Origin of the sequence: Pengzhenrongella sicca (assembly GCF_017569225.1) — a bacterium.
Taxonomy (GTDB): Bacteria; Actinomycetota; Actinomycetes; order Actinomycetales; family Cellulomonadaceae; genus Pengzhenrongella; species Pengzhenrongella sicca.
The window spans coordinates 2,687,910-2,713,568 of the sequence record NZ_CP071868.1; the positions used below are offsets into that span (position 1 = coordinate 2,687,910).

The 25,659-nt window shown below is 73.2% G+C and carries 31 protein-coding genes; 12 read left to right on the forward strand and 19 right to left on the reverse strand.

Annotated features, from left to right (window positions below):
• Positions 1-197 precede the first annotated feature (197 nt).
• On the forward strand, positions 198-395 hold the full coding sequence (locus J4E96_RS12355) for a hypothetical protein (RefSeq protein ID WP_227422400.1): 198 nt from the start codon (positions 198-200) through the stop codon (positions 393-395).
• A 38-nt stretch (positions 396-433) separates the two neighbouring features.
• Here the strand turns inward: J4E96_RS12355 and J4E96_RS12360 are convergent, their stop codons facing one another.
• From J4E96_RS12360 to J4E96_RS12405, 10 genes are all read right to left on the reverse strand, one after another.
• Positions 434-1,321, reverse strand: coding sequence for an NAD-dependent epimerase/dehydratase family protein (locus tag J4E96_RS12360; RefSeq protein WP_227422401.1), 888 nt, complete (start codon positions 1,319-1,321; stop codon positions 434-436).
• Positions 1,322-1,402: 81 nt separating this feature from the next.
• Positions 1,403-1,906, reverse strand: a complete 504-nt coding sequence (locus J4E96_RS12365) for a universal stress protein (RefSeq protein WP_227422402.1) — start codon at positions 1,904-1,906, stop codon at positions 1,403-1,405.
• A 55-nt stretch (positions 1,907-1,961) separates the two neighbouring features.
• On the reverse strand, positions 1,962-2,561 hold the full coding sequence (locus J4E96_RS12370; RefSeq protein WP_227422403.1) for a hypothetical protein: 600 nt from the start codon (positions 2,559-2,561) through the stop codon (positions 1,962-1,964).
• A 124-nt stretch (positions 2,562-2,685) separates the two neighbouring features.
• Positions 2,686-3,441: a ParA family protein gene (locus J4E96_RS12375; protein WP_227422404.1), complete on the reverse strand. Its 756-nt coding sequence runs from the start codon at positions 3,439-3,441 to the stop codon at positions 2,686-2,688.
• Positions 3,438-4,976 (reverse strand): CHAD domain-containing protein, encoded by a 1,539-nt coding sequence (locus J4E96_RS12380; RefSeq protein ID WP_227422405.1) that lies wholly within the window; start codon positions 4,974-4,976, stop codon positions 3,438-3,440. Before J4E96_RS12380 ends, J4E96_RS12375 begins: the two co-directional genes overlap by 4 nt.
• A 60-nt stretch (positions 4,977-5,036) precedes the next feature.
• On the reverse strand, positions 5,037-6,296 hold the full coding sequence (dinB, locus tag J4E96_RS12385; RefSeq protein ID WP_227422406.1) for a DNA polymerase IV: 1,260 nt from the start codon (positions 6,294-6,296) through the stop codon (positions 5,037-5,039).
• A 350-nt stretch (positions 6,297-6,646) separates the two neighbouring features.
• Complete coding sequence (locus J4E96_RS12390) at positions 6,647-7,066, reverse strand: toxin-antitoxin system YwqK family antitoxin (RefSeq protein WP_227422407.1); 420 nt, start codon at positions 7,064-7,066, stop codon at positions 6,647-6,649.
• On the reverse strand, positions 7,063-7,449 hold the full coding sequence (locus J4E96_RS12395; RefSeq protein WP_227422408.1) for a VOC family protein: 387 nt from the start codon (positions 7,447-7,449) through the stop codon (positions 7,063-7,065). The genes J4E96_RS12390 and J4E96_RS12395 overlap by 4 nt, the downstream gene beginning before the upstream one ends.
• Positions 7,450-7,522: 73 nt before the next feature.
• Positions 7,523-7,795 carry an ArsR/SmtB family transcription factor gene (locus J4E96_RS12400; RefSeq protein WP_227422409.1) on the reverse strand — a complete coding sequence of 91 codons (273 nt, stop codon included), beginning with the start codon at positions 7,793-7,795 and terminating at the stop codon, positions 7,523-7,525.
• A gap of 104 nt (positions 7,796-7,899) precedes the next feature.
• Positions 7,900-8,466 carry a TetR/AcrR family transcriptional regulator gene (locus J4E96_RS12405; protein WP_227422410.1) on the reverse strand — a complete coding sequence of 189 codons (567 nt, stop codon included), beginning with the start codon at positions 8,464-8,466 and terminating at the stop codon, positions 7,900-7,902.
• Between the two features lie 56 nt (positions 8,467-8,522).
• Between J4E96_RS12405 and J4E96_RS12410 the strand changes: the two genes are divergently transcribed.
• Together J4E96_RS12410 and J4E96_RS12415 are read left to right on the forward strand one after the other, a co-directional pair.
• Complete coding sequence (locus J4E96_RS12410; RefSeq protein ID WP_227422411.1) at positions 8,523-9,161, forward strand: NAD(P)-dependent oxidoreductase; 639 nt, start codon at positions 8,523-8,525, stop codon at positions 9,159-9,161.
• Positions 9,162-9,235: 74 nt separating this feature from the next.
• Positions 9,236-10,108 carry an SDR family NAD(P)-dependent oxidoreductase gene (locus J4E96_RS12415; protein ID WP_264466152.1) on the forward strand — a complete coding sequence of 291 codons (873 nt, stop codon included), beginning with the start codon at positions 9,236-9,238 and terminating at the stop codon, positions 10,106-10,108.
• Between the two features lie 29 nt (positions 10,109-10,137).
• On the opposite strand, the gene J4E96_RS12420 is transcribed toward J4E96_RS12415, so the two are convergent.
• Positions 10,138-11,520, reverse strand: a complete 1,383-nt coding sequence (locus J4E96_RS12420) for an HNH endonuclease signature motif containing protein (RefSeq protein WP_227422413.1) — start codon at positions 11,518-11,520, stop codon at positions 10,138-10,140.
• Between the two features lie 445 nt (positions 11,521-11,965).
• Between J4E96_RS12420 and J4E96_RS12425 the strand changes: the two genes are divergently transcribed.
• The gene (locus J4E96_RS12425) at positions 11,966-13,024 is read left to right on the forward strand and encodes a diacylglycerol/lipid kinase family protein (protein ID WP_227422414.1); all 1,059 of its coding nucleotides are present in this window, start codon (positions 11,966-11,968) and stop codon (positions 13,022-13,024) included.
• A 152-nt stretch (positions 13,025-13,176) separates the two neighbouring features.
• On the opposite strand, the gene J4E96_RS12430 is transcribed toward J4E96_RS12425, so the two are convergent.
• The 3 genes from J4E96_RS12430 to J4E96_RS12440 are packed head-to-tail and all read right to left on the reverse strand — an operon-like array spanning position 13,177 to position 14,665.
• Complete coding sequence (locus tag J4E96_RS12430) at positions 13,177-13,644, reverse strand: MarR family transcriptional regulator (protein WP_227422415.1); 468 nt, start codon at positions 13,642-13,644, stop codon at positions 13,177-13,179.
• 20 nt (positions 13,645-13,664) lie between these two features.
• Complete coding sequence (locus J4E96_RS12435; RefSeq protein ID WP_227422416.1) at positions 13,665-14,069, reverse strand: MmcQ/YjbR family DNA-binding protein; 405 nt, start codon at positions 14,067-14,069, stop codon at positions 13,665-13,667.
• Positions 14,070-14,104: 35 nt separating this feature from the next.
• The gene (locus J4E96_RS12440) at positions 14,105-14,665 is read right to left on the reverse strand and encodes a TetR/AcrR family transcriptional regulator (RefSeq protein ID WP_227422417.1); all 561 of its coding nucleotides are present in this window, start codon (positions 14,663-14,665) and stop codon (positions 14,105-14,107) included.
• A 188-nt stretch (positions 14,666-14,853) separates the two neighbouring features.
• Here J4E96_RS12440 and J4E96_RS12445 point away from each other — a divergent pair, with 188 nt between their 5' ends.
• Entirely contained in the window at positions 14,854-16,371 is a 1,518-nt protein-coding gene (locus J4E96_RS12445) for an MFS transporter (RefSeq protein WP_227422418.1), read from the forward strand.
• On the opposite strand, the gene J4E96_RS12450 is transcribed toward J4E96_RS12445, so the two are convergent.
• A complete protein-coding gene (locus J4E96_RS12450) occupies positions 16,304-17,188 on the reverse strand; it encodes a phosphatase PAP2 family protein (protein ID WP_227422419.1) in 885 nt (294 codons plus the stop codon). The genes J4E96_RS12445 and J4E96_RS12450 overlap by 68 nt on opposite strands.
• Positions 17,189-17,243: 55 nt before the next feature.
• Positions 17,244-17,687 (reverse strand): hypothetical protein, encoded by a 444-nt coding sequence (locus J4E96_RS12455; RefSeq protein WP_227422420.1) that lies wholly within the window; start codon positions 17,685-17,687, stop codon positions 17,244-17,246.
• 101 nt (positions 17,688-17,788) lie between these two features.
• Here J4E96_RS12455 and J4E96_RS12460 point away from each other — a divergent pair, with 101 nt between their 5' ends.
• A complete protein-coding gene (locus J4E96_RS12460) occupies positions 17,789-18,358 on the forward strand; it encodes a hypothetical protein (protein ID WP_227422421.1) in 570 nt (189 codons plus the stop codon).
• Here J4E96_RS12460 and J4E96_RS12465 read toward each other — a convergent pair.
• Positions 18,298-18,687, reverse strand: a complete 390-nt coding sequence (locus tag J4E96_RS12465; protein ID WP_227422422.1) for a hypothetical protein — start codon at positions 18,685-18,687, stop codon at positions 18,298-18,300. The genes J4E96_RS12460 and J4E96_RS12465 overlap by 61 nt on opposite strands.
• Positions 18,688-18,827: 140 nt before the next feature.
• Here J4E96_RS12465 and J4E96_RS12470 point away from each other — a divergent pair, with 140 nt between their 5' ends.
• The 5 genes from J4E96_RS12470 to J4E96_RS12490 all read left to right on the forward strand — a co-directional run bounded on the left by J4E96_RS12470 (position 18,828) and on the right by J4E96_RS12490 (position 22,679).
• Positions 18,828-19,814, forward strand: a complete 987-nt coding sequence (locus tag J4E96_RS12470) for a helix-turn-helix domain-containing protein (RefSeq protein ID WP_227422423.1) — start codon at positions 18,828-18,830, stop codon at positions 19,812-19,814.
• Positions 19,815-19,918: 104 nt separating this feature from the next.
• Positions 19,919-20,158 (forward strand): hypothetical protein, encoded by a 240-nt coding sequence (locus J4E96_RS12475; RefSeq protein ID WP_227422424.1) that lies wholly within the window; start codon positions 19,919-19,921, stop codon positions 20,156-20,158.
• A gap of 98 nt (positions 20,159-20,256) precedes the next feature.
• Positions 20,257-21,309 carry a LacI family DNA-binding transcriptional regulator gene (locus J4E96_RS12480; protein ID WP_227422425.1) on the forward strand — a complete coding sequence of 351 codons (1,053 nt, stop codon included), beginning with the start codon at positions 20,257-20,259 and terminating at the stop codon, positions 21,307-21,309.
• A gap of 198 nt (positions 21,310-21,507) precedes the next feature.
• On the forward strand, positions 21,508-22,077 hold the full coding sequence (locus tag J4E96_RS12485; protein WP_406620460.1) for a HEAT repeat domain-containing protein: 570 nt from the start codon (positions 21,508-21,510) through the stop codon (positions 22,075-22,077).
• Positions 22,078-22,157: 80 nt separating this feature from the next.
• Positions 22,158-22,679 carry a GNAT family N-acetyltransferase gene (locus J4E96_RS12490; protein WP_227422427.1) on the forward strand — a complete coding sequence of 174 codons (522 nt, stop codon included), beginning with the start codon at positions 22,158-22,160 and terminating at the stop codon, positions 22,677-22,679.
• A gap of 28 nt (positions 22,680-22,707) precedes the next feature.
• Here the strand turns inward: J4E96_RS12490 and yczR are convergent, their stop codons facing one another.
• A complete protein-coding gene (gene yczR / locus J4E96_RS12495) occupies positions 22,708-24,216 on the reverse strand; it encodes a MocR-like transcription factor YczR (protein ID WP_227422428.1) in 1,509 nt (502 codons plus the stop codon).
• Positions 24,217-24,276: 60 nt separating this feature from the next.
• Between yczR and yczE the strand changes: the two genes are divergently transcribed.
• Positions 24,277-24,939, forward strand: a complete 663-nt coding sequence (yczE, locus tag J4E96_RS12500; RefSeq protein WP_227422429.1) for a membrane protein YczE — start codon at positions 24,277-24,279, stop codon at positions 24,937-24,939.
• Here the strand turns inward: yczE and J4E96_RS12505 are convergent.
• A complete protein-coding gene (locus J4E96_RS12505; RefSeq protein WP_227422430.1) occupies positions 24,908-25,423 on the reverse strand; it encodes a DUF427 domain-containing protein in 516 nt (171 codons plus the stop codon). The two genes, yczE and J4E96_RS12505, sit on opposite strands and share 32 nt — an antisense overlap.
• Between the last annotated feature and the right edge of the window lie 236 nt (positions 25,424-25,659).

Genomic DNA, 25,659 nt, shown 5'->3' on the forward strand with positions numbered 1-25,659 from the left:
CCGACACCCGTGTCGCGCCGTTGCTTCGCCGTGCGGGCAGCCCCGCCTCGCGCACCCGGGCCGGGCTGCCGCGGACGTGTCCGACCTGGTGTCAGCACTCCTGACGTTCACCAGGTCCATCCGTCCCGCGCGCCCTCGGCACTGAGCCGACGTCGCCCGCGTGGGGCGGTCCGCAGCCGCATCCGCGAGGTACCCCGATGGCCAGCACTCTCCCCTCCACCCCCGCCCCGACCGCCGAGCGAGTACTCGCGCGTCCGCAGCCCGCAGGGCATGCGCCGACGGCAGCGCACTCGCCGACCACGCTTGCCGGGCTCCGCAGCGATCGCCGCTGGTGGGCTCACCTCGACGCGCTCACGGGCATCTCGCCCGCGCGCCCGCCGGCGACGCGCGCCTGAGTGGCCGGGCCGCATGAGCCGGCCGGGCCGGCCGATGGCTACGCGGTCGCGTCCCGCCACGAGTGCTCGGGCTCGAAGCCCAGGACCCGGCGGGCCTTGTCGATCGAGAGCAGCGTCTCGTGCTCGCCGAGCTGGCCGCGGACCTCGACCTCGGGGAAGACCTCCGCGAGCAGCTCGGCGCTGGACCGGCTCATCACGGTGTCGGCGTTCGCGACGATGAACACGTCCAGGCCGGTCGCGTCGTGGTCGAGGGCGCGGCGCACCGCCTGGGCGCCGTCGCGCGCGTCGATGTACCCCCAGAGGTTCCACTTGCGCAGGTGGGCGTCCGCGTCGTAGGACGCGAACGCGGCGTAGTCGGCCGGGTCCATGACGTTCGAGAAGCGCAGCCCGATCATCTTCAGCCGCGGGTCCCAGCGGCACAGGTGGTGGGCCATCTCCTCCTCGAGCGCCTTGACGAGCGAGTACGTCGACTCGGGGCGCACCCGGTACTCCTCGTCGACCGGTACGTAGGGGGGTGGGGTCTCGAACGGCAGGCCCAGGACGGTCTCGCTCGAGGCCCACACGACGTTGCGGACACCCGCGGCGCGCGCGGCGTTGAACACGTTCCACGACGCCGTCGCGTTGTTGGCGAACGTCGCCGAGTTCGCCGTCAGCCCCGGCGCGGGCAGGGCCGCGAGGTGCACGACGGCGTCCACCCGCCCCCCGTGCTCGTCGACCGCGCCGGTCATGAGCTCGAGCACCTGGCCGTAGTCCGTCAGGTCCGTCGTCACGAACTCCCCGACCACGACGGCCGGCCGGACCCGGTCGACCGACACCACGTCCCACCCGTGCCGGGCCAGGTCGGCCGCCACCGCGCGCCCGAGCTTGCCCGCGGCGCCGGTGACGACGACGCGGCCGCTGCTGGTCGATCCGGTAGGCACAGTCATGGGTTACCTCGAGTCAGGTCAGGTCGGGCTGGGGGTGGGCTCGGAGCAGCCTAGATCGCCCGGTCGGGTTCGGCATCCGCGTCAGCGCCACAGCGGTGTCTTCCAGTCGACCACGCTGAGCGGGACGACGAGCACGGGCCGGTGCTGGTGATGGGACAGCTGGACCGCCACCGACCCCTCGACGACCTCGCGGAGCCGGGCGCCCGGCCCGGGTGCGCGGGTCCCGACGACGATCGCGGCGGCGTCGACCGCCCGGGCGAGGTGCGTCAGGGCCCGGTCGGCACGGCCGGCGAGATACCGGAAGTGCCACGGGACGCCGGAGGGGTCGAGCACGTCGGTCAGCGACTGCTCGATCTGCTTCTGGCGTGCCAGCCACGTGTCGTCGACGGAGTCCGGGTCGACCTCCGCGTGGTGCACGGAGCCGTCGGGAAACTCCTCGACCACGAACCGCGACGGGTCCACGTACGCGAAGTAGAGCGGGACGCCGCCGGCGGCCTGGGACCAGGATGCCGCGGTCAGCACCACGAGCTCGGGCTGGTGCGGGACGATCGCCACGACGAACGGATGACCGCTGAAGGGCGTCATCCGGTCCGGGCTCGGCTGGGCTGCCGGTCGGTCTGGCATCGGGTCGGGACCGGCCTCAGGTCGCGGGCCGCGGCGCGAGCTGGTCCGCGCGAGGTCGCGCCGCGATCGCCCACCAGATGATTCCGCCGACGGCCAGGCCGAACCCCACCAGGCCCACGATGATCACCAGGAACACCCCGAAGACCGTCGAGAAGATGCCGGCGAAGAACGGCGCGAAGTCCTGGTCGGGCATGAGCATCACCGTCGCGTCCGAACCGTCAGCCATGGGCGGGGCCACCACCGTGTACACACCCGACGTCGCCGCGTCGAACGCGCCGACCGACCGCGCCGCGACCCCGTCACGCGACGCGTTGATCGTGACCTGCGCCCCGCCGCCCGTGGCGACGGCGGCGCCGTCCGGTGCGGTCACGTCGAGGTCGCGGGCGAGCTCGCCGGGCGCGGCCTCCTGCCGTGCCGCGACGATGATCGCGTACCGGCCGGCGTCCAGGTGGATCTCGGCCGTGCCCGGGGCGTCGACGGAGCCGACCACCCCCGTGCCCGGCGCGCCGTCGGCACCGAGCACGTCGAGCGGGAGGAGCCCGACGAACTGCCGGGCGGTGAGCACCCCGAGCACGATCGCGCCGACGCACACGAGGGCACCGATGGCGGTCAGCACCTTCGCCCCGCGGGTCGACCGAGGGGCGCCCACAGGCGACGGTGCAGGAGCGACGTAGGTCATAGGAGAGAACTTAGTCCGCGCGCCCGGCGCCCGGGTGCGCCCCGGCGGCCGCGGCACGGTCTCAACCGCGGCGGGTGAGGTGCGGCGGTCTGACCTCGTCCCACAGCTCCTCGTAGCAGCGCGCGGCCCGGCTGCTGGGCGCGAACGCGGTCACCGGGGCCCGGTGCTCGGCCATCTGCTCGATGATCGACAGCGCCGGGATCTCGGTGCTCGCCACGCGGGTGCCCCCGCGTGGGATGTTCTCGATCACGTCGTTGTGCAGCCGCTTGCGCCGGTCGACCATGGAGAAGAAGGCGACGAGGTCCGGGCGGGGCTTGTCGGACTCGGCGACGAACTGCTCGAGCTGGGCCAGCGTGCGCAGCGAGAGCGTCGCGGGGATCAGCGGCACGAGCAGGGTGTCGGCCGCGTGCAGGACGTTCTCCGACATCAGCGAGATGCTCGGCGGGCAGTCGAGGAAGACGACGTCGTACTCGTCCGCGACGCCGTCGAGCAGCTGGCCCAGCCGCCGCGTGCGCCGCTTCGCGTCGTCGAGCTCGAGGTCCATGTTGCGGTAGCTGAAGTCGGCGGGCAGCAGGTCGAGCCGGTCGAAGTCGGTCCCCTTGAGCGCATCCTCCAGGGGGCGTTTGCCGGTGACCAGGCCGTGCCCGCCGCCCTTGACCCGCGGGCGCACCCGGAAGATGTACGTCGCCGCGCCCTGCGGGTCGAGGTCCCACAGCAGGGTGCGTTGCCCATCGCGAGCGGCGAGGTGGGCGAGGTTGACCGCCGTCGCCGTCTTACCGACGCCACCCTTGATGTTGTACGTCGCGTAGACCTTCACCCGATGCCCCCTAGTGCGCGCAGCTGCTTGTCGGTGGACCGCGCCGCGAACCGCGCGTACGCGTCGTCGAACTCGGCACGGGCCATGCGCTGGTCGGTGTCGAGGTGCCCGATCAGCTCGCCCATCGCGAGCAGCGCTCGCGCTGTCGTCCCGTCCGCCATCATCTCCCCCGCGAACACCTGCAGCGCGTCGCGCTGCACCTGGGAGTCCTGGAACCGACCGAGCACGTCCTGCAGCCCCGTCAGGTCGGCGATGGCGCGCTTGCGCGGACCCGCCGCGAGTATGGGGGCGAAGACCTCCAGCGCGTAGCGCAGGTCCTTGCAGCGTCCGCGCAGGGTGTGCAGGTCGTCGGCCGGAGTATCGGGGGCGATCGCCGCGCCGCCACGAACGACCCGCCGGTGCGCGCGGGCGATCGCCGCGCCCGCGAGCTCGGCCGCCGACGGCGCTCCCAAGGCGTCGCGGGACGCCTCGGCCAGCTCGCCGAGCTGCTGCGGCCAGTCCTGGACGAGCCGGCGGAACCGGGCGGACCGCAGCGCGCGGACCAGCTCGGCTCGCGCGGCCTCCCGGCGGCGCCGCACGTGGGCTGCGAAGGGCTCGAGGTCGGCGGCATCGGCCGCCACGAGCCACCGCGCCATCGCGGGCAGGCCCAACGCGTACACGTCGAGGTCGCGCACGGGCGCAGTCACCGCGCCGAGCCAGCGAAACTCGGGCTCCCAGCGGATCGCGCGCTCGGGGCCGAGCACCGGCCGGCCGAGCCGGAGGGTCGCCCGCGTGCGCCGCAGGGCGACGCGAAGGTCGTGCAGGAACTCGCTGTCGACGTCGTCGAGCACGCCCGGCACGTTGGCCAGCATCGACGCGGAGAACCCGGTCAGCACCCGGGCCAGGAGCGCGGCCGCCGGCTCCGTCGAATCGCCCGTGGGTGGAGTGCCCCCGCGCCGCGCGGGCGCGGCGTCCGGGCGCCGGGGCACGCCGGGATCCTCCTGGAGCCCGGCGTCGACGAGGAGGCCGACGGCGCGTCGCCCCTCGCCCGCGTACCCCCGGAGCGGACGCACGGTGAGCCGTGCGGGCGAGAGGCCGGCGGCAGAGAGGTCGCCGGCGGCGGGCTCGTCGAGCTCGAGGCGCGCGACGAGCTTTCGGTCGCCGTTGCGCAGCTCCAGGCCGCGCAACCGACGACGCTCGGTCGCGACCACCACGAGTGCGCGAATGCCGGCCACGGGAGCGACCGCGTCGCGGACCGGACCGGCCGGCAGCACCTGGGCGAACGCTGGCCACAGCGCGTTGCGGTCCAGCTCGGCCACCGTGACCGCGCCGTCGGCACGCCCGAGCTCGAGTCGAGAGTCCGCCGCGCCGGTTCGCTGCCGTAGCTCGAGCCCGGCCGCTTCCAGCCGACGGTCGAAGGTATCCAGCCGGGTGCGGCGCTCGCCGCGCGGCCCGGTGACGTCGACGACGAACTCGCGCGCCAGCTGCGCGACGATCGCGTCGAGCACAAGGCCCCGACCATCGACGGTCTGCATCGCTACGGGTGGCCCGGTCATCGTGGGGTTCACGATATTGCGGGCGGCGCGCAACCGCGCGCAGACGCGCGCGGCGCGCCGTCAGACGTCGTGCTCGGCGAGCTCGCGGAACTCGTCGGGCACGGCGGCGGCCGGGCGCAGCACCGCCGGGAGGTACCCGACGGCGTCGGCGCCGAACCGGTCGCGGATCTCGTCCATCGACCCGTCGACCGCGCCCCGCGCGGCGCCGGGGGCCGATCCTGCGCGCCACGGGTCGGGCGTGGCGAGGTCCAGCTCGAGCTGGACGGCCCGCTGGTCAGCGAGCTTCGACACGGCCACCGCGAGCAGGGTGATCTCGGTGGCCGCCGACGCGGACCCGATCGCGGACCAGACCAGCCGCTCGGCGATCTCGGTGAGCGTCAGGGTCGCCGAGACGGGCTCGGCCACCGTGTGCGAGCGGGTGACCGAGCGCATGCCGACGAAGCGCACCCGCACGGTCACGGTGCGGCCGGCCCGGCCCTTGGCCCGCAGCCGGCGCGAGACCCGGTCGGCCAGGTGAGCCAGCACCGCCCGCACCTCGGCTGCCACGGCCGGCCGCCGACCGAACGCCGACTGGGCGCCCACCGACCCGGCGCGACGCGCCGTGACGACCGGCCGGACGTCGTCGTTCCTGGCCATCGCGCTGAGCTTGTGGCCGACGGCATGCCCCAGGATGCGCTCGAGCGCCCCGGACGGGATCTGGGCCAGGTCGCCGATCGTCCGGATGCCGAGGTCGGCGAGGCGCTGGCGATGGACCGGCCCGACGCCCCAGATGAGTCCGACGGGCAGCGGGTCGAGGAACTCCCGCTCATGGCCCGGCTGCACCACGACCAGGCCGTCCGGCTTCGCCACCTGGGACGCGATCTTCGCCAGGTGCTTGGTCCGGGCGGCCCCGACCGAGATGGGCAGCCCGATCTCGGCGCGGACCCGACCCCGGATCAGCACGCAGATGCGCTCGGGCGGGCCGAACAGGTGCGTCGAGCCCGCGACGTCGAGGAAGGCCTCGTCGATAGAGACCCGCTCGACGAGCGGGGTCACTCCCGCCAGAACCTCCATCACCGCGTCCCCCAGCCGCTGGTACTCCCCGAAGTGGCCGCGGACGAACAGCAGCTCGGGGCACAGCTGCGCGGCGCGCCACCCGGTCATGCCGCCCTGCACGCCGAAGGCCTTGGCCTCGTATGACGCCGCGAGGACGACGCCGCCGCTCGGCCCGCCGCCGACCGCGATCGGCCGGCCGCGCAGGGCGGGATCGAGCAACTGCTCGACCGAGGCGTAGAACGCGTCGAGGTCGGCATGCAGGATCGTCGGTCCGCCGTCGGGCATCCTTCCACGATACTCGAACAGGTGTTCGAGCGTCTAGCCTCGTTCGTGCGCGCCGGGATCGCTCGTGGCGCGCGCGCTCACGCCGAACTGCGGCGCCGCACCATGACCGCGGCAGCGCCGACGACGCCGGCGATCGTCGCAGCGATCCCGACCATGCGTCCGCGCCGCCGCCGGGGCGCGTCCTGCGTTGGTTCCAGCTCGGCCTTCTCGACATCGTCGTCTCCTTCGACCTCGGTGAGACGGGACCTACGGGCGCCCGTCGGACGCCGCTCGACCCGTCACCCCAGTGTCGAAACTCCGCAGCCTGGGGCATCGCCCGTACGGGATGAGCAGCATGCCGCCAGTCGACGTCAGGCCCGCCCACGGTGCTGAGTGGTCCGGACAAGGTTTCCCGCGGGGTCGAACTTGCGCCACTCGCCGACCTTGGTGCCCGCATCCCAGGTGCCCTGGTCGAGAATCGCGCCCGTGCTGTGGTGGCGCGTCCAGAAGCCGTCCTGCAGCCCGCCGACGAACGAGCCGGACTGCAGCGGCTTGCCGTCGACCCTGAACCACTCCCAGGGGCCGTCGTGCTCCCCGCGTACGTAGCTGCCGCGGGCGCGCACCCGGCCGTTCTGGAACCAGAACGTCCACGCGCCGACTCTCGCGCCGGCGTCGTACCTCCCGACCGCGGACACCCTCCCGTTGGTGAAGCGCTCCTCCCAGCTGCCCGTCGGGCGACCCTGCGCATCGACCTCGTTCGGCGCCGCCGGCGGCGTGACGGCCTCCGTCACGAGCTGCTCGCGAGCTGGATGAGGTTCCCGCACGTGTCGTCGAGCACCGCCGTGGTGACCGGGCCCATCTGCAGCACGTCCTGCGTGAAGTGGACTCCCAAACCCTTGAGTCGATCCACCTCGGCCGCGACGTCGTCGACCGCGAAGGACGCGAACGGGATCCCGTCCGCGCTGAGCGCCGACTTGAAGGGCCCCACCGCGGGATGGTCATCCGGCTCGAGCACGAGCTCCACCCCGTCGCGATAGCGGGGCGAGACGACGGTCAGCCACCGGTGCTCCCCCAGCGGGATCTCGGTCTTCTTCTCGAAGCCGAGCACCTGCGTGTAGAACTGCAGCGCCTTGTCCTGATCATCGACGAACACGCTCGTCAGGTTGATCCACATGAACTGTTCCCTTCGCTGGGTCGGTCTTTGAGCCGGTCGCTCGAGTTGGTCGGTCTGTGTTCAGGTCGGCGGGTCACTCGGGCAGTGGCCAGCGCTCGACGACGGCCCGCAAGGGCGAGGTGTCCAGGTCGTGATACTTGAACCGACCCTGCCGCCGCGTCACGACCAGGCCGGCGGCCTCCAGGACGTCGAGGTGCTGGGAGATCGCTTGCCGGGACGAGCTCACGCCGTGCGTCGCCGTCAGCCGCACGCACAGCTCGAACAGGGTCTGATCACCTCGCTTGCGCAGCTCGTCGAGCAGGGCCCGCCGGGTCGGGTCGGCAAGAGCCCTATACACATCACCCACACGCTCACCATAGGCAAGTATTCGCTTGCATGACAAGGCTGAATCAACCCCGAGCTGGGGGACGGTCCCGTTGCGCGGGGGCGCCGCTCAGAGCACGCGGCCGGTCATCTCCATCGGCCGAGGTTTTCTACGGCGGCCGCAATGAGCTCGTCGTCGGTGGAGTCTCGTTCGATGGTGGCTCGAAAGTAGATCGGTCCGATCGCGAGGGCGGCTGCATGGCGGGGAGCGGTGTGCAGATCGACTTCCCCCCGCGCTTGAGCTACTTCGAGGGCCTCGGTCAGCCGGTTGGTGAGCAGGCGGGCGTAGCCCTCGCGACGTGCGTCCATGTCGTCCTCCCAGAGTGCGGCGTTGGCCAACGTGGTGGCGACGACCCGTACGTCGTGGTGATCGAGTTGTCGGGCGATGGCGGTCAGCTCGTGGACCAGCCAGGCGCGAGTCGGCACGCTGGGAGCGTCGAAGAACGGCATCGGCACGGTGGTCATCGCCGCAGCGAGAAGTTGATCGGTGCGCGGCCAGTGCCGGTAGACGGTGGCCCGCGCGATCCCCGCCTGTTCGGCGACCCGAGCGTGCGTGATAGCTCCGGGCCCGTGCGCCACCAGCAACTCGCGGGCAGCGTTGACGATCGCTGCTCGGCTGCGCAGGAACCGCGGATCGTGTCGAGAGGAAGCCATGGCTCCAGTCTATGAGACATCTTGACTTAGATCGTAGCGGATGACACGCTCTCGCTATGAGACAAGAAGTCGCACAAAAGCGGATCGTCGTGCTGGGAGCGACCGGCGCCACGGGCCGTCTCGTAGTGTCGACCGCGCTCGGGCGCGGTCACCACGTCATCGCCCTGGTCCGCCGGAAGGGCGCGTTCGAACCCGCGCAGCGCTTGCGGGAGACGGAATGGAGCGTCCTGGGCGACGCGGCGACGTTATCGTCGGCCCTGACGGGCACTGATGCGGTCATCAGCGCCTTGGGCGGAGCGGCGAGGGGCCCGACCTCCGTCTGCACCGACGCCATGGCCGTCACCGTCCCGGCGATGCAGCGCGCGGGGATCTCCCGGTTGATCGTCCTCAGCGCCCACGGAGTAGCCGAGAGCCGCGACCGGTCGCTGTTCTCCCTCGCGGTGTGGGCCGGAGTCGGGGAGAAGATGCGCGACAAGGAGACCATGGAGCCCCTCATCACTTCCTCGAGCCTGGAGTGGACGATCGTGCGTCCGCCGATGCTCAAGGACACCCCAGCGATCGGGAAATACCGGGTCGCCACCGACCTGCCGGTGCACCTGTGGACCTCGATCGGCCGCGCCGACCTCGCCGACTTCCTCGTTCGCGAGGTCGATAGCCCTCACTACGTGCACGCCTACCCGCGGATAGCCCGATGACCGCTCGGCGATCCCGCACCCCTGGCTCCATTGCCGGCACCCTCGTCGGTGTGGACCTCGAGGGCGCGGTCGCGGTGGTCACCGGCGCCAGCGGCGGCATGGGGCGAGTCATCGTCGGCGAGCTCGCCCGGGCCGGCGCGCACGTGGTGACCGTGGCACGGGACGCCTCCCGCACCGAGAGCCTGCTGCTGGAAACCGTCGGTAAGGGCGGTCCGGGAGGGTTCGAGGTCATCCAAGCAGACCTATCCCTGCGCAAGGGAGTGCTCGGCGCGGCCGCGGAGATCAGCGAACGCCACGAACGGGTGCATGTACTGGTCAACAACGCCGGTGCGCACTTCCCGGACCGACGCCTGACACCCGACGGGGTCGAGATGCACGTCGCGGTGGACTACCTGGCCGCCTTCGGACTCACGTACCTGCTGCAAGAGAACTTGGCGCGAGCAGCGGGGCGGGTGGTCAACGTCGCCTCCAACACCCTGAACGACACCCGCCAGGTCAAGCTCCCCGGACGCAGCCGCCCGGCCACCCTCGACCCCGGGCACCTCGACGACCTCACCCGCCTGAACCCGGTGACCGGCTTCGTTCCCTTCGAGGCCTACGCCCGCGCCAAACTCCTCGCCGTCACCAGTGGCTACCACTTCGCGAGAACCTTGCGACCCCACGCCGTCACGGTGAACTCCGTGCACCCCGGCATCGTGGCCACCAACATCATCAACGACCTCGTCCCAGCGGCACTGCGGCCCTTCAGCGGGCTCATCCGCGCGACCATGTTGACCCCCCGCGAGGGAGCCTCCGCCGCGCTGCGGCTGGCCACCGACCCCGCTCTCGCGGGTCTGACCGGTCGCTACTACAGCAGGGAAAAGGAGACGGCAACCCCCGCCATCTCTCACGACGCAGCCGTTCAGCAGCGACTGCACGAGACAAGTAGCAGGTGGTTCGAGCACTGATCCGAGCACGTGGCGCGACCCGCGACTTTCTATTGTATGAGGTTTCCGTTGCGGTCGGTGAATTCCCAGTGGCCGGTGGGTGCGTTTTTTCTGCTGCGTTTGCCGTGTTTTTCGGTGCTGGTTTCGGTGGGGTGGGTTTTCCAGGTGATGTCGATGTCGTGGGTGTGGACGTGGATGTGGTGGTGCCAGCACAGGAGGACTCCGGTGGTGGCGTCGGTGGTGCCGTGGTCGCGGCCCCAGTGTTTGGTGTGGTGGGCTTCGCATAGTCGTGGTGGGGCGGTGCAGCCGGGGTATTGGCAGTGTGTGTCGCGGGCGATGATGGCGCGGCGGAGCTCGTCGGGGTAGATGCGTTCGGTGCGGCCGATGTTGATGAGTTGGGAGTCGGGTCCGAAGATGTAGCGGCTGATGGCGGCGTCGCACAGCAGGGAGTCCAGCACGGCGCGGGGGACGACCTGTCCGTCCTCGAACACCGCGGGCGTCACGGGCCCGAGCCCGTCGGCCGGACAGGTGCAGGTTCCCGTCTGTCCGGTCTTGTCTCCTGCGTCGGTGTGGGTGGTGAGGTGGTGCAGGGTGGGGTAGTCGATCAGGACGGACAGGTGGGGGCGGATGATCGCGCCGCGGCGCAGGAGGCCGCGGTCCAGGCAGGTGCGGGCGAGGTCGGTCAGGGCGCCGGCGCGTCGTTGTGGTCCGGTGCGGGTGTCCCCGGGTGCGGGCTTCGACGTGACGGCGTCCAGGGCGACGAGGAGGGCTTGGCCGTGGTCGGTGGTGAGGTACCCGGCGAGGTGGTAGCCGCCGGTGGTGGCGGCGACGTCGAGGTATTCGCGGTCGGTGGCGGTGCGGTACCCGCGTTCGTCGGCGTCGGGGTCGACCACGGCGGCCCAGCGGTGGGCGACGAGGCGGAACTGGTCGGCGGGCAGGGTGCGGGCCTGGGTGAGCAGGAACCGTTGTCCGTCGTGGTCGGGGTCGGCCAGCAGGGTCCGGCGTAGGTCGCTGGTGGCGGCGGCGCTGATCAGGATCTGCGCGTGATCCACCCCCAGGCGCTCGGGCCCGCCCGCGCGGATGGCGGCGGCGGTGGGGGTGAGGTCACCGGTCAGGGCCCGGCCCAGGCGGGTCAGGCGGTGGGCGTAGGCGCGGGTCACCCGGGCGCGCGCGGCGACCCAGGACGCGAAGGACCGCGCCCCCGCGCAGGCCCACATCCCGTCGTCGTCGATCGTGGGCAGGACGCTCGCGGCGGCGGCGTGCAGCCGGTCGGAGGCCTCGAACACCTGATCGAAGAACTCCACCGCGGACGCCCCGAGTTCCCGCGGGTCGATCGCAACGAGGGCATCGACCTCGGCCCGCAACCGGACCAGCCGGTCCGCCACGCTCACCTCCCGCCCGGCGGTCGCGGCGAGGCTCTCAAAACTGTTCATGCGAAAGACAATACGGACCGCCACTGACATTCCCGGCCCGGATTACCCACCCCCGTCTCACCATTCGACACGCCCCAGAAATCTGTGGAAAAGAATACACAAACACAGCCTGTGGGTGGGTGAAAGAGACCTTCAAACGACCGGGACGAGCACGTCCCCCGACGTACCCCGGCCCCCTCGCAGGCCCGCGCCCGTCGCCATCACTCAGGGGTCGCGCTCCAGGCCTCGACCCTGCGAGCATTCTGAGAACCCGCCCGAACCGGCTCGGACTCGTACCGCGACCGCGGTACGGCTTCGCCCCCTCAGGAGGATGCCCACGAGCCCAGCAGGATCGACGATGAGTACTGTCGCCTAGGCCGTTCAGGCCGGACCTCGCGCGAAAGAGACAGCGCGTGACCGAAGCACCACGCAGGACCGAAGGACCACGCATGACAGCAGGCCGCGCATGACCGACGTCCTCCCCCCGATCCCCGCCACCCGCCGGCGAGGCGGCAGCGGCTGCCCCAGTGCGCCCGGCTCCCCCAGTGCGCCCGGCGTCCCCGGCGCACCCGGATCGCCGGGGGCGCCCGAGACCGAGACCACCCTGGTCGCGTTCGTGGCAAACCCGACCAAGCGCGCGTCCGCGTCGTTGCACGCCGCGGCGATCGCCCAGTGCCAGACACGCGGGCTGCCCGCGCCGCTCTGGTTCGCGACGACCGCCGAGGACCCGGGCGTCGGTCAGGCCCAGCGCGCGCTCGACCTGGGCGCCACCGTCGTGGTCGCCGTCGGCGGCGACGGCACCGCGCGCGCCGTCGCGCAGGCCCTGCTCGGCACGCGCGTGCCGATGGGGGTGATCCCGTTGGGCACCGGAAACCTGCTCGCGCGCAACCTCGGACTGCCGCTGACCAGCACCGACCACGCACTGCGGCTCGCGCTGACCGGGCGGGAACGGGCGATCGACGTCGGCTGGCTGCGCGTGGAGGACGACCCGCGCGAGAACCTCTTCCTGGTGATGGCCGGCCTCGGCTTCGACGCCGCACTCTTGGGCGGGGCCGATGCTCGCCTCAAGGCCCGGTTCGGCTGGGCTGCCTACTTCATCTCCGGCGCTCGCCAGTGGAACGCCCGCCGTCTGCGCGCCGAGATCGACGTCGACGGCGGCGCGGTGATCTCGCAGCGCGTGCGCACCCTCGTGATCGGCAACTGCGGCCGCCTGCAGGGCGGGCTCACGCTGCTGCCCCGGGCCCGCCCCGACGACGGATGGCTCGACGTCGGCGCCGTCGGCACTCGGGGCGGGATCCAGGGCTGGCTCGAGCTGATCCACCGGGTCGTGCTCCAGAGCACCGGTGTGCGCCGACGCCCACGCCGCGCGGCCGGGAACGCGCCGATCGGCCACGTCCGAGCACGCCGTGTGCGCGTGCGCACGGATCGCCCCGAGGCAATCCAGGCCGACGGCGAGCTGCTCGGCCGCGCGCAGGAGGTCACCGCCCGCGTCGACCCGGGCGCCCTCCTCGTGCTGGTCGCCTGACGCAGTAGCTGCGCGACGCCACGAGATCGAGCAGGCCACCTAGCGTCGGGGACTCACCGCCGGACCCAGCAGACGATGGTCGAGCAGCGCCAGCGCGAGGCCGCCCATCGCTCCCCGGCGCAGCCGCGCGGAACCATCACCCCGGACCATGCTCACGTCGGCGTCGCCGCGCTCGCGGCGCGCGCCAGCCGATCGGTCACAACGGCCTCCATGGCCGCATCGAGCCAGGCGAGGGCGGCGACGACCTGGCCCGCGTCGGGAGTCCGCTCGCTGAGCAGCTCCAGCTGGCGGGACATGCGCCGTTCGGCGCGTCCGAGCAGGTCCGCGCCGTCCTGCGTCAGCGAGAGCGTCGCGGCCCGGGCGTCCCCCGGCACGCTCAGGCGGTCGATCAGGCCGCGCTTGCCGAGCGAGTCGAGCGTCGAGCTGATCGTCGGCCGGCTGAGCAGCAACCGATCGGCGATCCGCGACGGGCTGGCGTCGCCCATGGCGATGATCGACAGCACGCGGAAGTCCGCGACGCTGAGATCGCCGGTCCCGCTCTCGACGAGGCGCGACGCGCGCACGAGGCCGCGGACCGCGGCCAGCAGGAGCGGGTCGGTCGGGACCGGTTCGGTGGACATGACCGCACTCTACCGGATAGTTAGACGGTCGAACCATCTACCGGACCGTCTCCCCGCCGCCCGCCGCCCAGCGACCGCAAGGACGAGCGCAGCCGCGCCGGCAGCCCGGCGACCACGGTGTCGTAGGAGTCCTCGATGAGCTCGCCGACGAGGTCCAGCTCGGTCGCAGGGCTCAGCACGACCGTGATCCAGTGGCGCTTGTTCATGTGATAGCCCGGAAGGATGCCGTCGTGCGCCGCGATGAGCAGCGGCACCTCCGCGGGCTCGGCCTTCAGGTTCACGAACGGGTGCTCGCTCACCCGCGGGTTCGTCATCAGCAAGGCGAACACCTTGCGGTGGACCCGGAACACGTCGGCGTCCGGGCCGAACGGCCAGTCGACGCCCGCACCGGGGAGCGCGAGGCAGGCCTCGTGGCACCACCGCACCCCCAACTCCCCCGCCGCGCCCGGCGTCGTCCCGGTCAGGGCATCACGCCGGAGGCGATCCGGAGCGCGGCCGCCGTGCGCTCCGCGTCGGTGCCGCCGACGTCGTCGGCGCTCTTGTTCGAGATCAGGATGGTCATGATCGCGACCCGCGCACGCAGCTTGTCCTCGATGGTCGCCTCCGGCGGCGTGCAGGCGCGCCACAGCTCGTCCTTGTACTGGTGGACGACCGCCATCGTCTGCGGCATCGACCCGACCGCCACCTCGTTCTGCTGGACGCAGCGCATGAGATCGCCGACGCCGCCGCGGGTGAGCTCCGCCAGTCGGCGCAGCATCTCGAGGCGCCGCTCGCGGGTCGACGGCGCCGAGCTCACCCAGGTGATCAGCTCCCCGATCGACTCGCCGACGTCGGTGACGAGGCTCTCGAGGATGTTCTCCTTCGTGCGGAAGTGGTAGTACAGCGCCGCCTTCGTGACACCCAGATCCTCCGCGATCTCCCGCAGCGACGTCTTGTCGTACCCGTCCGCCGTGAACCGGGACAGTGCGACCCGCTGAATCTTCGAGCGGGTATCGCCTCGTCGCCGCGTGTCCGCAGTCATGTGCCTCCTCGAGCGCGCTGATGAGCCAAGAAATCCGAGCATACTTACTTGACGACCGGCAAGCATGCCTCTACGGTTCAAGAATACTACTTGCCGGCTGGCAAGCAGGTGCGCCACCCCCGTGTCATCGACGGGCATCCCGCCGCCACCGAGCGCCGCCGCTCCCCCTCCCTTTGGAAGGCTCTCCCATGGACACACCCACGCCCGGCACCCGCCCACCCGTCGACGCCGTCGACGCCGTCGGCCCCGCCGACCCGGATCCTCGCCGCTGGTGGGGCCTGGCCGCGATCGCCCTCGCGCAGCTCATGGTCGTGCTCGACATGACCATCGTGAACATCGCCCTGCCGTCCGCGCAGGCCGACCTCGGCATCAGCGACGCCGACCGGCAGTGGGTCATCACCGCGTACACGCTCGCGTTCGGCGGCCTGCTCCTGCTCGGCGGCCGCATCGGCGACCTGATCGGCCGACGGCGCGCGCTGATCATCGGCCTGATCGGCTTCGCCGTCGCGTCGGCGCTCGGCGGCATCGCCTCGACCGGGGGGATCCTGCTCGCCGCGCGCGCGCTCCAGGGCGTCTTCGCGGCGCTGCTCGCCCCCGCCGCGCTGTCCCTGGTCAGCGTCACGTTCACCGAGCCGCACGAGCGGGCCCGCGCCTTCGGGATCTACGGCGCGATCGCCGGCGGCGGAAGCGCCGTCGGCCTGATCCTCGGCGGTCTGCTCACCGAGTACCTGGACTGGCGCTGGTGCCTGCTCGTGAACACCCCGATCGCGATCCTCGCCGTCGTCGGCGCCGTCGCGTTCCTGCACGACCGTCGCGCGGAGAGCGAGACCCGGCTCGACGTGCTCGGCGCCGTTCTCGCCAGCGGCGGCCTCCTCGCCGTCGTCTACGGCCTGAGCGAGGCGGAGCAGCGCGGCTGGACCTCCGGCGTCGTCCTCGCGCTCCTGGCCGGCGGGCTGTTCCTGCTCGCGCTGTTCGTCGTCGCCGAGCGTCGCGTCGCGCACCCCCTGCTGCCGATGCGCGTGCTGCAGGACCGCAACCGCGCGGGCGCCCTGCTGAGCGTCGGGTTCACGACCGTCGGCATGTTCGGCATGTTCCTGTTCCTGACTTACTACCTCCAGGTCACGCTGGGGTACTCCCCCGTGCAGACCGGGCTAGCGTTCCTGCCCCTGACGGCCGGCATGATGACGGGCTCGCTCGGCATCGCGGCCCGGCTGCTGCCGCGGGTCCCGGCCCGGCTCATCATGACGCCCGGGCTGCTGACCGCGGCCGTCGCGCTCGCCCTGCTCACGCGGATCCAGGTCGACTCGAGCTACGCGACCCACGTCCTGCCGTCGCTCGTCCTGCTCGGGATCGGCATGGGGGCGACGTTCATGCCGGCCATGAGCACCGCGACCTACGGCGTCGACCGACGCGACGCCGGCGTGGCCTCGGCCACCGTCAACACAGCCCAGCAGGTCGGCGGCTCGATCGGGATCGCGCTGCTGAACACCGTCGCGACGTCCGCAACGGCGGGCTACCTCGCCGTGCACGGGACGGACGCGGCCGCCCAGGCTGCCGGCGTCGTGCACGGGTTCTCGATCGCCATCTGGTGGGCCGTCGGGTTCCTGCTCGTCGCGGCCTGCGCCGCGGCGGTCCTGATCACGGCCCGTCCGGCCCCGCGCGTCGTGGCCGAGCTCCCCGCGGAAGCCGTCGCCACGCCGGTCTGACGACCGGGCCGTCCACCACCGGGCCGTCCACCACCGCGTCGACCACCACGCGCGAGACGACGAAGAGGAGGAGGGCCGCGACGGCGTCAAGGACGAAGTGGTTGCCGGTCGCGACGACGACAAGGAGCGTCGCGACCGGGTAGAGGATGCCGAGAGCTCGGACGAGCGGCCGGCGCGCGAGCTGGGCGATGAGGACACCCGACCACAGCGCCCAGCCCACGTGCATCGACGGCATCGCCGCGTACTGGTTGGACGCCGACACGACCGGAGCCGACGCGGCGTTCCCCCACGTCTCGAACACCCGCACCGTGTCGACGAACCCCGCACCCTCGGTCAGCCGGGGCGGGGCCAGGGGGAACAGGTAGTACCCGGCGAGAGCGAGCACCGTCATCGTGAGCAGCACCGACCGCGCGCGGAGGTAGTGCGCAGGCTTCGCGAGGTACAGCCAGCACAGGACCGACGCCGTCACCGTGAAGTGCAGCGTCGCGTAGTAGTAGTTCGCCGGGACCGCCAGTACCCGGTGCGACGCCGCCACGGCGTTGATCCACCGCTCGACGTCGAGGCCGACGAGGTCCTCGACCCGCAGGATCCAGTGCGCGTTGGCCTCAGCGACGTCGATGCGCTCGGGAACCGCGTTGCGGATCAGGGAGTACAGCAGGTAGACCGGGGTCAGGAGCGCCAGCTCGCGCCACCACCGGGGTCGGGACAGTCGGACCGGCTCTCGGGCGACCACGTCGGCCGACGCGGCCGAGGCGGCCGGGCCGACCGACCCAGGCGACCCAGGCGACCCAGTCTTGGTCAGCGGTCCAGGTTTCATCGCAGCAGTATGTGCGCCGCTCGGGCCGTCGACATAGTCCAACGCACCCGGCGGTTCAGCCGGCGCGGAGCGTGAGCAGGAACTGCCCACCGCCCTCCTCGACCTGGGTGCTGACGGCGAGCCCCGGGGCGAACCGGGAGAGCCGGTCGATCAGCCACTCGGCCGCCGCGTCGGCGTCGCCGCGCGTCGGGCAGCGCGCGACCAGCTCGCGCCCGCCCTTGCGCCCCAGCCGCTCGACGGTCGCGACGATCGGGGCCGGCTCCACGACGAACAGCGCCGGAGACCACGCCACGACCGGCTTGACCGCACCCTTGCGCGTGTTGCACGCGCGGTGCGCGAGCCGTTCGGTACCTGCCGGTGCCTTCTTGCCCTTCGGCGCGGCGCCGCCGTCGAGGCTCGGGCCGCGATCGGAGTTGACCGACGCATCCGGGTCGACCAGCTCGTCGCACAGCCAGCAGCGCCAGGACTCGCGGTCGCCGACCTCGCTCAAGGTGCTCATGGGCGAAGGCTACCGGCCGCGGTTCGCCCCGTCGTCGGCCCCTCATGTGCCGGCCCGGGCGGGCGCCGGGTGCGCCAGGCGCGACCCACTAGGGTCGGCACATGCTTCTCACCGACCTGCAGAACCGTGTCCGCATCGCGCTCACGACGACGATCGTGAACGAGTGGTCCCTGCTCAGCCAAGCCGGGGGCACGAGCCGCCCGAGCGAACGCGCGGTCGCCTTCCACCTCGGCTGGTACCTGCGCCCGATGGTCGAGGGCTCCTGGAACATCGACTGCGAGTACAACCGCTCCGGCATGCACCTCGAGGAGTCCGTGCGCCTCGTCGACGACGAGGGGCGTCGCATCCCCGACCTGATCGTGCACCACCGCGGCAAGCTGGGGCCCGAGCACAACCTGCTGCTGCTCGAGCTCGCGACCGACCGCGCGGACGTCGACGGCGCCGCCCCGACCGGCGACTTCCGGCGGGCGCGCGCTCTCCAGGCGCGCTTCGGGTACCAGTACGCCGCCGTGCTCGACCTGCGGCTGGGGGCCGCCGGGGCGTCCGCTCCGGTCGCCCCGGTCTGGCAGTGGGGCGAGCTCGACCGCGACCCGGCCGAGGCCGAGGACGTCTACGAGGACGACGCGCTCGCCGAGATCCTCGGCCGCGCGGGCGCTGCCCCACGGCCGTAGGGGTCGAGCTGGGCGGGCCGGGCGGGCTGGGCGGCCTCGGCGCCCGCTCCGGCGCCCAGCGTCCGCGCGGATGCCCGGACGGCCGCCGCGGAGAGCTCGTGCGGCCCGCAGAGCAGCAGCCGGTGCGCCCGCGCGAACCGGCGGGCGAGCATGACCCACGCGTCGTCGGCCACCGCGCCGAGGCGGGCGCCGGCCGCGCCCTCGAGGTCGAGCACGATCACGGCGAGGGCGGCGCGCGTTACCGGGGTCTCGACGGCGGCGGCGACCGCGGTCGCCAGCTCGTCCAGCGCGGTGGTCATCGCGGTCGTGGTCATCGCGGTCGTGGTCATCGCGGTCATCGTCCCCACCCCTCAGCAGTCCCAGCGTGCTCCGTCCCGGTGCGGGCCGTGCGTCCACCCTCCCGTGGCCCCACGCCGCAGACGAGTGGCAGGGCTGTCCCTGACCGCCAACTTCCTGCCACACTGGCGCCATGCTGAAGAACGTGGTTGCGGTGGTCTACGACGGCGTCGGTTCGTTCGGCCTCGGAGTCGTCTCGGAGGTGTTCGGGTACGACCGCTCCGCGGCGGGCCTGCCCAGCTACGACTTCGCCGTCGTCGCCGAGCAGCCGGGAACGGTGCGCACGGACACGGGGCTGCTCGTCGTCGTCGAGCACGGCCTCGAGCGCATGGCAACCGCCGATCTCGTGTGCGTGCTCGGCTGGGAACGGGCCGACATCAGACCGAGCGAGGCGCTGCTCGAGGCCCTGCGCGAGACCGTCGCCCGCGGCGGGCGGATCATGAGCCACTGCAGCGGCGCGTTCGTGGTGGCGGCGGCGGGCCTGCTGGACGGGCGCACGGTGGCGACCCACTGGATGCACGCGGCGGAGCTCGCGCGCCTGTACCCGGCGGTGACGGTCGACGCCGATGTGCTCTACGTCGACGACGACCCGATCTTCTCGAGCGCCGGGACGGCCGCGGGGATCGACGCCTGCCTGTACCTGCTGCGCCTCGAGCACGGCGCGACGGTGGCCAACGCGGTGGCCCGCCGGATGGTCGTCTCGCCGCACCGGGACGGCGGCCAGGCGCAGTTCATCACCGCGTCCGTCCCCGAGATCGACGACAGGTCACTGCTTCGCGAGACGCTGACGTGGGCCTTGGGCCACCTCGACACCGACCTCACCGTCGATGAGCTGGCGCGCCGAGCGCTGATGTCGCCGCGCAGCTTCGCCCGGCACTTCCGCACGGCCACCGGCTCGACGCCGCACGCTTGGCTGCTCGCGCAGCGCGTGACCCTGGCGCAGCAGCTGCTCGAGGGGACCGACCTCGCGGTCGACGAGGTGGCCCGACGCAGCGGGCTGGGCGCGGCCACGACCCTGCGGCACCACTTCGCCCTCCGGGTCGGCACCTCGCCCCAGGCCTACCGGCGCACCTTCCGGGGCCGGCAGCCCGGGGTCGACGGCGAGCTCGCGACCGCCTGAGCGGGGCAGCCTGCGGGGCACCCTGCGGGGTACTTGACCGGTACAGCCGCAGGGGTTTACTGTAGCGGTACAGAAGCACGCCGGACCGCTAAGGAGCTGACCTCATGGACCCCTTCGTCCCACTCGCCCTGCTGTTCTCCCGCGATGCGGTGATCCGCGAGGTGGACAGCGCCCGCCCCTGGGCGCCAGTCGTCGAGCCGCGCCCGCCCCGACGGCCGATGCGGCGGTCGCGGGCGGCCGTCGCCGGGCTGCTGGAGCGCGCGGCCCACGCCGTCGCACCCTCGCCCGCCCACGCGCCCGCCCACGCGCCTGCATCCCGGAGCCTCACCAGCGCGACGCGCTGAGGGCTCGACGCCCCGAGATGCGGATCGACGCCCTCTGGCCCGCCCCCGCGGATTACCCTGTCCCGCATGGAGCGCAACGGGGTGACGCCGTGGGGCGGGTGACGCTGCAGACGATCGCGGACGAGGTCGGTGTCAGCCGCATGACCGTCTCCAACGCGTTCTCCCGACCCGATCAGCTCTCCGCCGACCTGCGCCGCACCATCCTCACCGCGGCCGAGGCGCTCGGCTACGTCGGGCCCGACCCGGCGGCCCGCGCACTTGCGCGGGGCACCACCGGCGCCGTCGGGGTGCTGCTGACCGAGTCGCTCGGCTCCGCGTTCTCCGACCCGATCGCCGCCGGCTTCTTCGGCGCGCTGGCCGAGGAGCTCGCGCCGACCGGCCTGGCCCTGTCCCTGCTGCCGTCGACCGGGACCACCGAGATGATCCCGGCCCGCGACATCCCGATGGACGGCGCGCTCGTGTACGCCTGCGCCGGCGAGTCCGACGCGATCACCTGGCTGGTCCGGCGACGGCTGCCGCTCGTCTTCGTCGACCAGGATCCCGTCGCGGGCGCCTCGAGCGTGCTGCTCGACGAGCGCGCCGGGTCGCGGGCCGCCGCGACGCATCTGCTCGAGCTGGGGCACGAGGCAATCGGCCTGATCGCCTTCTCGAGCGCCGGGCACCGCGGCGTGCTCCAGGACCCCGCCGCCGCCGGGTCGGGCTACACCTCGCTCGAACGCGTCGCGGGCTGGCTCGAACCGCTCGTCGCGGCCGGCGCGCGCGTCAGCGCCGTCGACGTGCCGGTGAACTCCGAGCCGGACGCCTACGCGGCCGCCCAGGAGCTGCTCACGCTCGCGACGGCGCCCACCGCGCTCCTGTGCTACTCCGACGTCATGGCCTGGGGTGCCCTGCACGCGGCCCAGGACCTCGGGCTGCGGGTGCCCGACGACCTCTCGATCGTCGGGTTCGACGACAGCGCGCTCGCGCGGCGAGTGCGGCCCGCCCTGACGACCATCCGGCAGGACCTCGGGGCCAAGGGCCGCGCGGCGGCGCTCGCGCTGACCGCCGCGATCGCCCGGGGCCGCGCCGGCGCGGGGTCCGAGCCCGAGGCCATCGTCCTCCCGACCGAGCTCGTCGTCCGCGAGTCGACGGGCCCCGCGCCGAGCCGGTAGCGACAGCGGGAGAGAACCAGCGGGAGAGAAACCGAGGGAGCGAGCCATGACCGTCGCGACGAGTTCCGGGACGCCCTGGCGCCGCTCGACGCCGCCCAGACGCGCGCCTTCCTGTCCGCCCACTCCGGCCTGCCCGGGCCACGCGGCAACCTCGAGCTGCTCGCGGCGTTCGGCGACGTCGCGCCGGCCGAGCTCGTCCTGGCGCTGGTCGGTTCCGACGACGAGTACCTGGCCGCCTGCGCGGCCGCGGCGCTGGGTCGGCTGGTCGCCGACGCCGACGCCGCCGGGGCACGGCGCGCAGAAACCGTCGACCTCCTCCGCGCGCAGGCGAGCGACCAGCGCTGGCGCGTCCGGGAGGGGGTTGCGATGGCGCTGCAACGGCTCGGCGACGCGGATGCGGCCGGGCTGCGCGCCGTCGTCGCCGCCTGGGCTGACGACGCCGACCCGCTCGTGCAGCGCGCCGCCGTCGCCGGGATCTGCGAGCCGCGGCTGCTCGCGACCCGCGCCACGGCCGAGGCTGCCCTCGACGCCTGCCGACGGGCGACCGCCTCGCTCGCGGAGCGGGACCCGGCGCAGCGGCGCGGGGACGTCCGGGTGCTGCGCCAGGGGCTCGGCTACTGCTGGAGCGTCGCGATCGCGGCGGTTCCCGAGCGCGGGCTGCCCGCCTTCGCCGCGCTCGCGACCTCGACCGACCCGGACGTCGCCTGGATCGTCCGGGAGAACCGGAAGAAGTCCCGCCTAGCCCGCCTGCTCGCGCCCGCGGGGTAGGCGGGCGCGCCGGCAGCCCGCGGGCTCGTCCACCTCAGCGGGCCCGACTATCCTGGGCGGCCCCGACTACCCTGGGCGCGGTGCCCCCCTCGGTGATCCTGCGCCCACTGTCCCCCGACGACATCGAGACGCTTCTCGCCGAACGCCTCACGCCCGACGGCGCCGGCGCGTTCCAGTGGTTCGGCCTCGAGGCGCGCACCGCGCTGCGCGCGAAGGCATCCGCCGACGAGCTCGTGACCGCGGAGGCCGGCGCGCTCGCCGTCGCGGTCGACGGCGCGCTCGCCGGCAGCGTCGAGTGGTTCCGCGGGGCGTGGGGCCGCCCCGAGACGTCCTGGTGCTGGACCATCGCTATCGGCCTGCGCCCGGACGCGCGGGGCCACGGCGTCGGCCGCGCCGCGCAAGCGCAGCTCGTCGACTACCTCTTCGCCCACACGCGGGCCGAGCGGGTCCAGGCCTTCACGGACCACGCCAACGTCGCCGAGCAGCGCGCGCTCGAGGCGTGCGGGTTCGCGCGCGAGGGCACGATCCGCCGCGCGCAGTGGCGCGCCGGGGCGTGGCACGACCAGCTCATCTACTCGATCCTGCGCGGCGAGTCCGCCTGAGGCGGGCGGCCCGCGCCGCGGGCCGCGCTTAGACCGCGGTGCCGAGCTCGGCCCCGAAGGCCGTCGTCCCGGGCGCCGGCTGCCCCGGGGACCCGGCGCCGTCGAGCCGGAGTGAGCGCCACGCGGCCGCCAGCGCCTCGATGCCGCGCGCGGCCTCGGGCAACGGCTGCCCGAACGGCAGCCGGAGCCGGTCCTCGAACGAGCCGTCGACGCCGAAACTCGGGCCGGGGGCGACCCGGACCCCGTGCTGGGGCGCGACCGCCGCCAGCGCCGACGACGCCGGCCAGCCCAGGTGCACCCACAGCGAGAGGCCGCCGGCGGGCGCGCTGACCTGCCAGGTGGGCAGCAGGCGGCCGACCAGCTCGATCAGGCCGTCGCGCTGGGCCCGCACCGCGGCCCGTCGGGCGAGCAGGATCTCCGCGCCCGACGTCAGGAGCTGCTCGGCCACGAGCTGCTCGAGCACCGGCGTGCTCAGGTCGTCCCGGGCCCGCTCGCGGGCCAGACGCGCGACCAGCTCGCGGCTGCCCCGGATCCACCCGACCCGGAGCCCGCCCCAGAACGCCTTCGCGGTCGAGCCGATCGCCACGAGGGCACCCGCCGGGGCGGCGCCGAGGAACGTCCCGGGCCGCTCGCCGTCGAGCGTGAGCTCGGTCAGGGTCTCGTCCCCGATGACGAGCGTCCGGTAGCGCCGCGCGATCTCGCGCACGCGCGTCCGCGCCTCGGCGTCGAGGCTGAGCCCCGTCGGGTTGTGGTGGTCGGGGATCAGGTAGACGGCGCGCGGCGACGTCTGCCGGACGGTGGACTCGAGCAGGTCGACGTCGAGGCCGCCGCGGCCGACCGGGACGGGAACGGCTCGCGCGCCAACGCTGCGCACGGTCGCGATCGCGTTCGAGTACGTCGGGTGCTCGACCACCACCCGGTCCCCCGGCCCGACGACAGTGCTCAGGAGCAGGCTGAGCGCCTGCTGGGCGCCGCTCGTGATGAGGATCTCGTCCGGCGACGTCGGCGTCCCGCGGCTGGAGTACTCCGCCGCGACCGCAGCCCGCAGGACGTCGAGGCCGAGGTAGTGGTACCCGGGCCCGGCCAGGTAACGCGGCAGCTCGGTCAGCGCCGCGACGTAGGCGAGGTGCAGGCCCGGGGGCGAGGGCGATGCCGCGATGGTGAGGTCGACGACGTCGCGGGCGCCCGCCACGACGCCCGGCGCGCCGCCCGCCGCGGCGGCGGCCCGCTCCTGCGACGGCAGCGTCGTGACGGTTCCGGACCCGCGCCGGCTCACGAGCAGGCCGCCGTCGCGCAGGTGCTGGTAGGCCGAGCTCGTGGTCGTCCTCGACAGCCCGAGCGCGTCGGCGAGCTCGCGCTCGCTCGGCAGCCGGGTGCGCAGCGGCAGCGTCCCGTCCAGGACGGCGCGCCGGATGCCGGCGGCGAGCGCGAGGTAGGCGGGACCGGCATGCCGCCAGGAACCGAGCAGCCGCACGAGGGTGCCCGTGGCCATCCGGCGCTCGAAGACGGCCGGGTCTGCCTGCACGAGGGAGTTCATCGGGCCACTCTGCCGCAAGTGGCTATGTCATGCGAGGCCAATGTGCCTCAGAGTGGCCCCATGACGACAGCTCATACCAACCTCCTCCCCCGCCGCAGCGCGCAGCTGTTCGCCGGTCTCGTGGTCTACGCGGCGTCGATCGCGATGCTCGTGCACGCCGGACTCGGGAACATGCCCTGGGACGTGCTGAGCCAGGGCCTGGCGCGGCAGCTGGGCTGGACGTTCGGCACAGTAACGATCGTCGTGAGCGTCGTCGTGCTGGCGTGCTGGCTCCCGCTGCGGCAGCGTCCCGGCGCGGGGACGGTCGCGAATGTCGTCGTCATCGGCCTGCTCGTCGACCCGTTCCTCGCCCTGGCGCGCCTGCTCGGGCCGCTGCCGGTCGGGGCAGCCGCAGCGCTGACCGTGGCTGGCGTCGCGGCGAACGCGGTCGCGACGGCGTGCTACCTGGGGGCGCAGCTCGGGCCCGGGCCCCGCGACGGGCTGATGACCGGGCTGGTCGCGCGGACCGGCGGTTCCGTGCGCGTCGTTCGCGTCGGCATCGAGGGCGTCGTCGTGCTCAGCGGCTGGCTGCTCGGGGGCACGGTGGGGATCGGGACGCTCGCCTACGCGCTCGCGATCGGCCCGCTCGTCCACGTGCTGCTGCCCCGGTTCAGCGCCCGCCCGACCCCGGCAGGGGCCACCGGGACGGTTCTCACCAGCCGAGCGTCCCGGGCGCTCCCTTGAACGGGCCGACGACGCGCGCCGTGATCCAGCCGCCGTAGAAGCCGCCCACCTGCGGGGTCACCGGCTCTCCGTCCACCTCGCAGCCCTCCGTCGCTCCTGGGTAGAGCGCGACGCGCCCGGCGAGCGCCTCGTACCCGGGCCAGGGCTCGGGGTAGTACCAGCCGGCATGCGCCGCCCCGGCCGACCCCGCCCGGAGGTCGACGTACCGCGCATCCCCCTTGAACTCGCACCGGGACGCACCCCCGCCCTCGACGAGGGTGCCCGGGGCGAACGCGGCCCGCGGGAGGTAGTAGACGGGCGGATGGCTCGTCTCGAGCACCCGGACGGCGTCGGTCGTGTCCACGACGACCCGGCCGCCGAACCGCACCGTCACGCGCTCGGAGCTCGCCTCGACGCGCGGCGGGCGGGGGTAGTCCCACACGGACTCCTGGCCGGGGCCGGGCACGATCCGCTGGGAGGGCAGGGGCGGGGGCAGCGATCGCATCGCTCCAGCATGCGGCCCGCGTCGCGTCCGCGCAGCGCGGCCGTGACCGCTGTGGACCCTCCGCGGCGGTCCGCAATGCTCTTCGCGGGTCACGCGAATGCGCTTGGTGCGCCATGGCGAGCCTTTGTCAACGACCCGCCCACAGGCTTCCTTGACGACGAACTATCCACAGATCTGCAGCCGTTTCCAGATGCTGAGATACCGGCGGGCCAGAGCCGGTGGAATGTCAGTGGCGG

Bases quoted from the DNA above. Each gene is read 5' to 3' on its own strand.
- J4E96_RS12440 (WP_227422417.1), bottom strand. From the start codon at position 14,665: ATGACTGCGGACACGCGGCGACGAGGCGATACCCGCTCGAAGATTCAG.
- J4E96_RS12395 (WP_227422408.1), bottom strand. From the start codon at position 7,449: ATGTGGATCAACCTGACGAGCGTGTTCGTCGATGATCAGGACAAGGCG.
- J4E96_RS12460 (WP_227422421.1), top strand. From the start codon at position 17,789: ATGCTTCTCACCGACCTGCAGAACCGTGTCCGCATCGCGCTCACGACG.
- J4E96_RS12380 (WP_227422405.1), bottom strand. From the start codon at position 4,976: ATGACCGGGCCACCCGTAGCGATGCAGACCGTCGATGGTCGGGGCCTT.
- J4E96_RS12420 (WP_227422413.1), bottom strand. From the start codon at position 11,520: ATGAACAGTTTTGAGAGCCTCGCCGCGACCGCCGGGCGGGAGGTGAGC.
- J4E96_RS12505 (WP_227422430.1), bottom strand. From the start codon at position 25,423: ATGCGATCGCTGCCCCCGCCCCTGCCCTCCCAGCGGATCGTGCCCGGC.
- J4E96_RS12425 (WP_227422414.1), top strand. From the start codon at position 11,966: ATGACCGACGTCCTCCCCCCGATCCCCGCCACCCGCCGGCGAGGCGGC.
- J4E96_RS12430 (WP_227422415.1), bottom strand. From the start codon at position 13,644: ATGTCCACCGAACCGGTCCCGACCGACCCGCTCCTGCTGGCCGCGGTC.
- yczR (WP_227422428.1), bottom strand. From the start codon at position 24,216: ATGAACTCCCTCGTGCAGGCAGACCCGGCCGTCTTCGAGCGCCGGATG.
- J4E96_RS12365 (WP_227422402.1), bottom strand. From the start codon at position 1,906: ATGACGCCCTTCAGCGGTCATCCGTTCGTCGTGGCGATCGTCCCGCAC.
- J4E96_RS12465 (WP_227422422.1), bottom strand. From the start codon at position 18,687: ATGACCACGACCGCGATGACCACGACCGCGATGACCACCGCGCTGGAC.
- J4E96_RS12445 (WP_227422418.1), top strand. From the start codon at position 14,854: ATGGACACACCCACGCCCGGCACCCGCCCACCCGTCGACGCCGTCGAC.
- J4E96_RS12470 (WP_227422423.1), top strand. From the start codon at position 18,828: ATGCTGAAGAACGTGGTTGCGGTGGTCTACGACGGCGTCGGTTCGTTC.
- J4E96_RS12405 (WP_227422410.1), bottom strand. From the start codon at position 8,466: ATGGCTTCCTCTCGACACGATCCGCGGTTCCTGCGCAGCCGAGCAGCG.
- dinB (WP_227422406.1), bottom strand. From the start codon at position 6,296: ATGCCCGACGGCGGACCGACGATCCTGCATGCCGACCTCGACGCGTTC.
- yczE (WP_227422429.1), top strand. From the start codon at position 24,277: ATGACGACAGCTCATACCAACCTCCTCCCCCGCCGCAGCGCGCAGCTG.
- J4E96_RS12410 (WP_227422411.1), top strand. From the start codon at position 8,523: ATGAGACAAGAAGTCGCACAAAAGCGGATCGTCGTGCTGGGAGCGACC.
- J4E96_RS12360 (WP_227422401.1), bottom strand. From the start codon at position 1,321: ATGACTGTGCCTACCGGATCGACCAGCAGCGGCCGCGTCGTCGTCACC.
- J4E96_RS12355 (WP_227422400.1), top strand. From the start codon at position 198: ATGGCCAGCACTCTCCCCTCCACCCCCGCCCCGACCGCCGAGCGAGTA.
- J4E96_RS12455 (WP_227422420.1), bottom strand. From the start codon at position 17,687: ATGAGCACCTTGAGCGAGGTCGGCGACCGCGAGTCCTGGCGCTGCTGG.
- J4E96_RS12475 (WP_227422424.1), top strand. From the start codon at position 19,919: ATGGACCCCTTCGTCCCACTCGCCCTGCTGTTCTCCCGCGATGCGGTG.
- J4E96_RS12450 (WP_227422419.1), bottom strand. From the start codon at position 17,188: ATGAAACCTGGACCGCTGACCAAGACTGGGTCGCCTGGGTCGCCTGGG.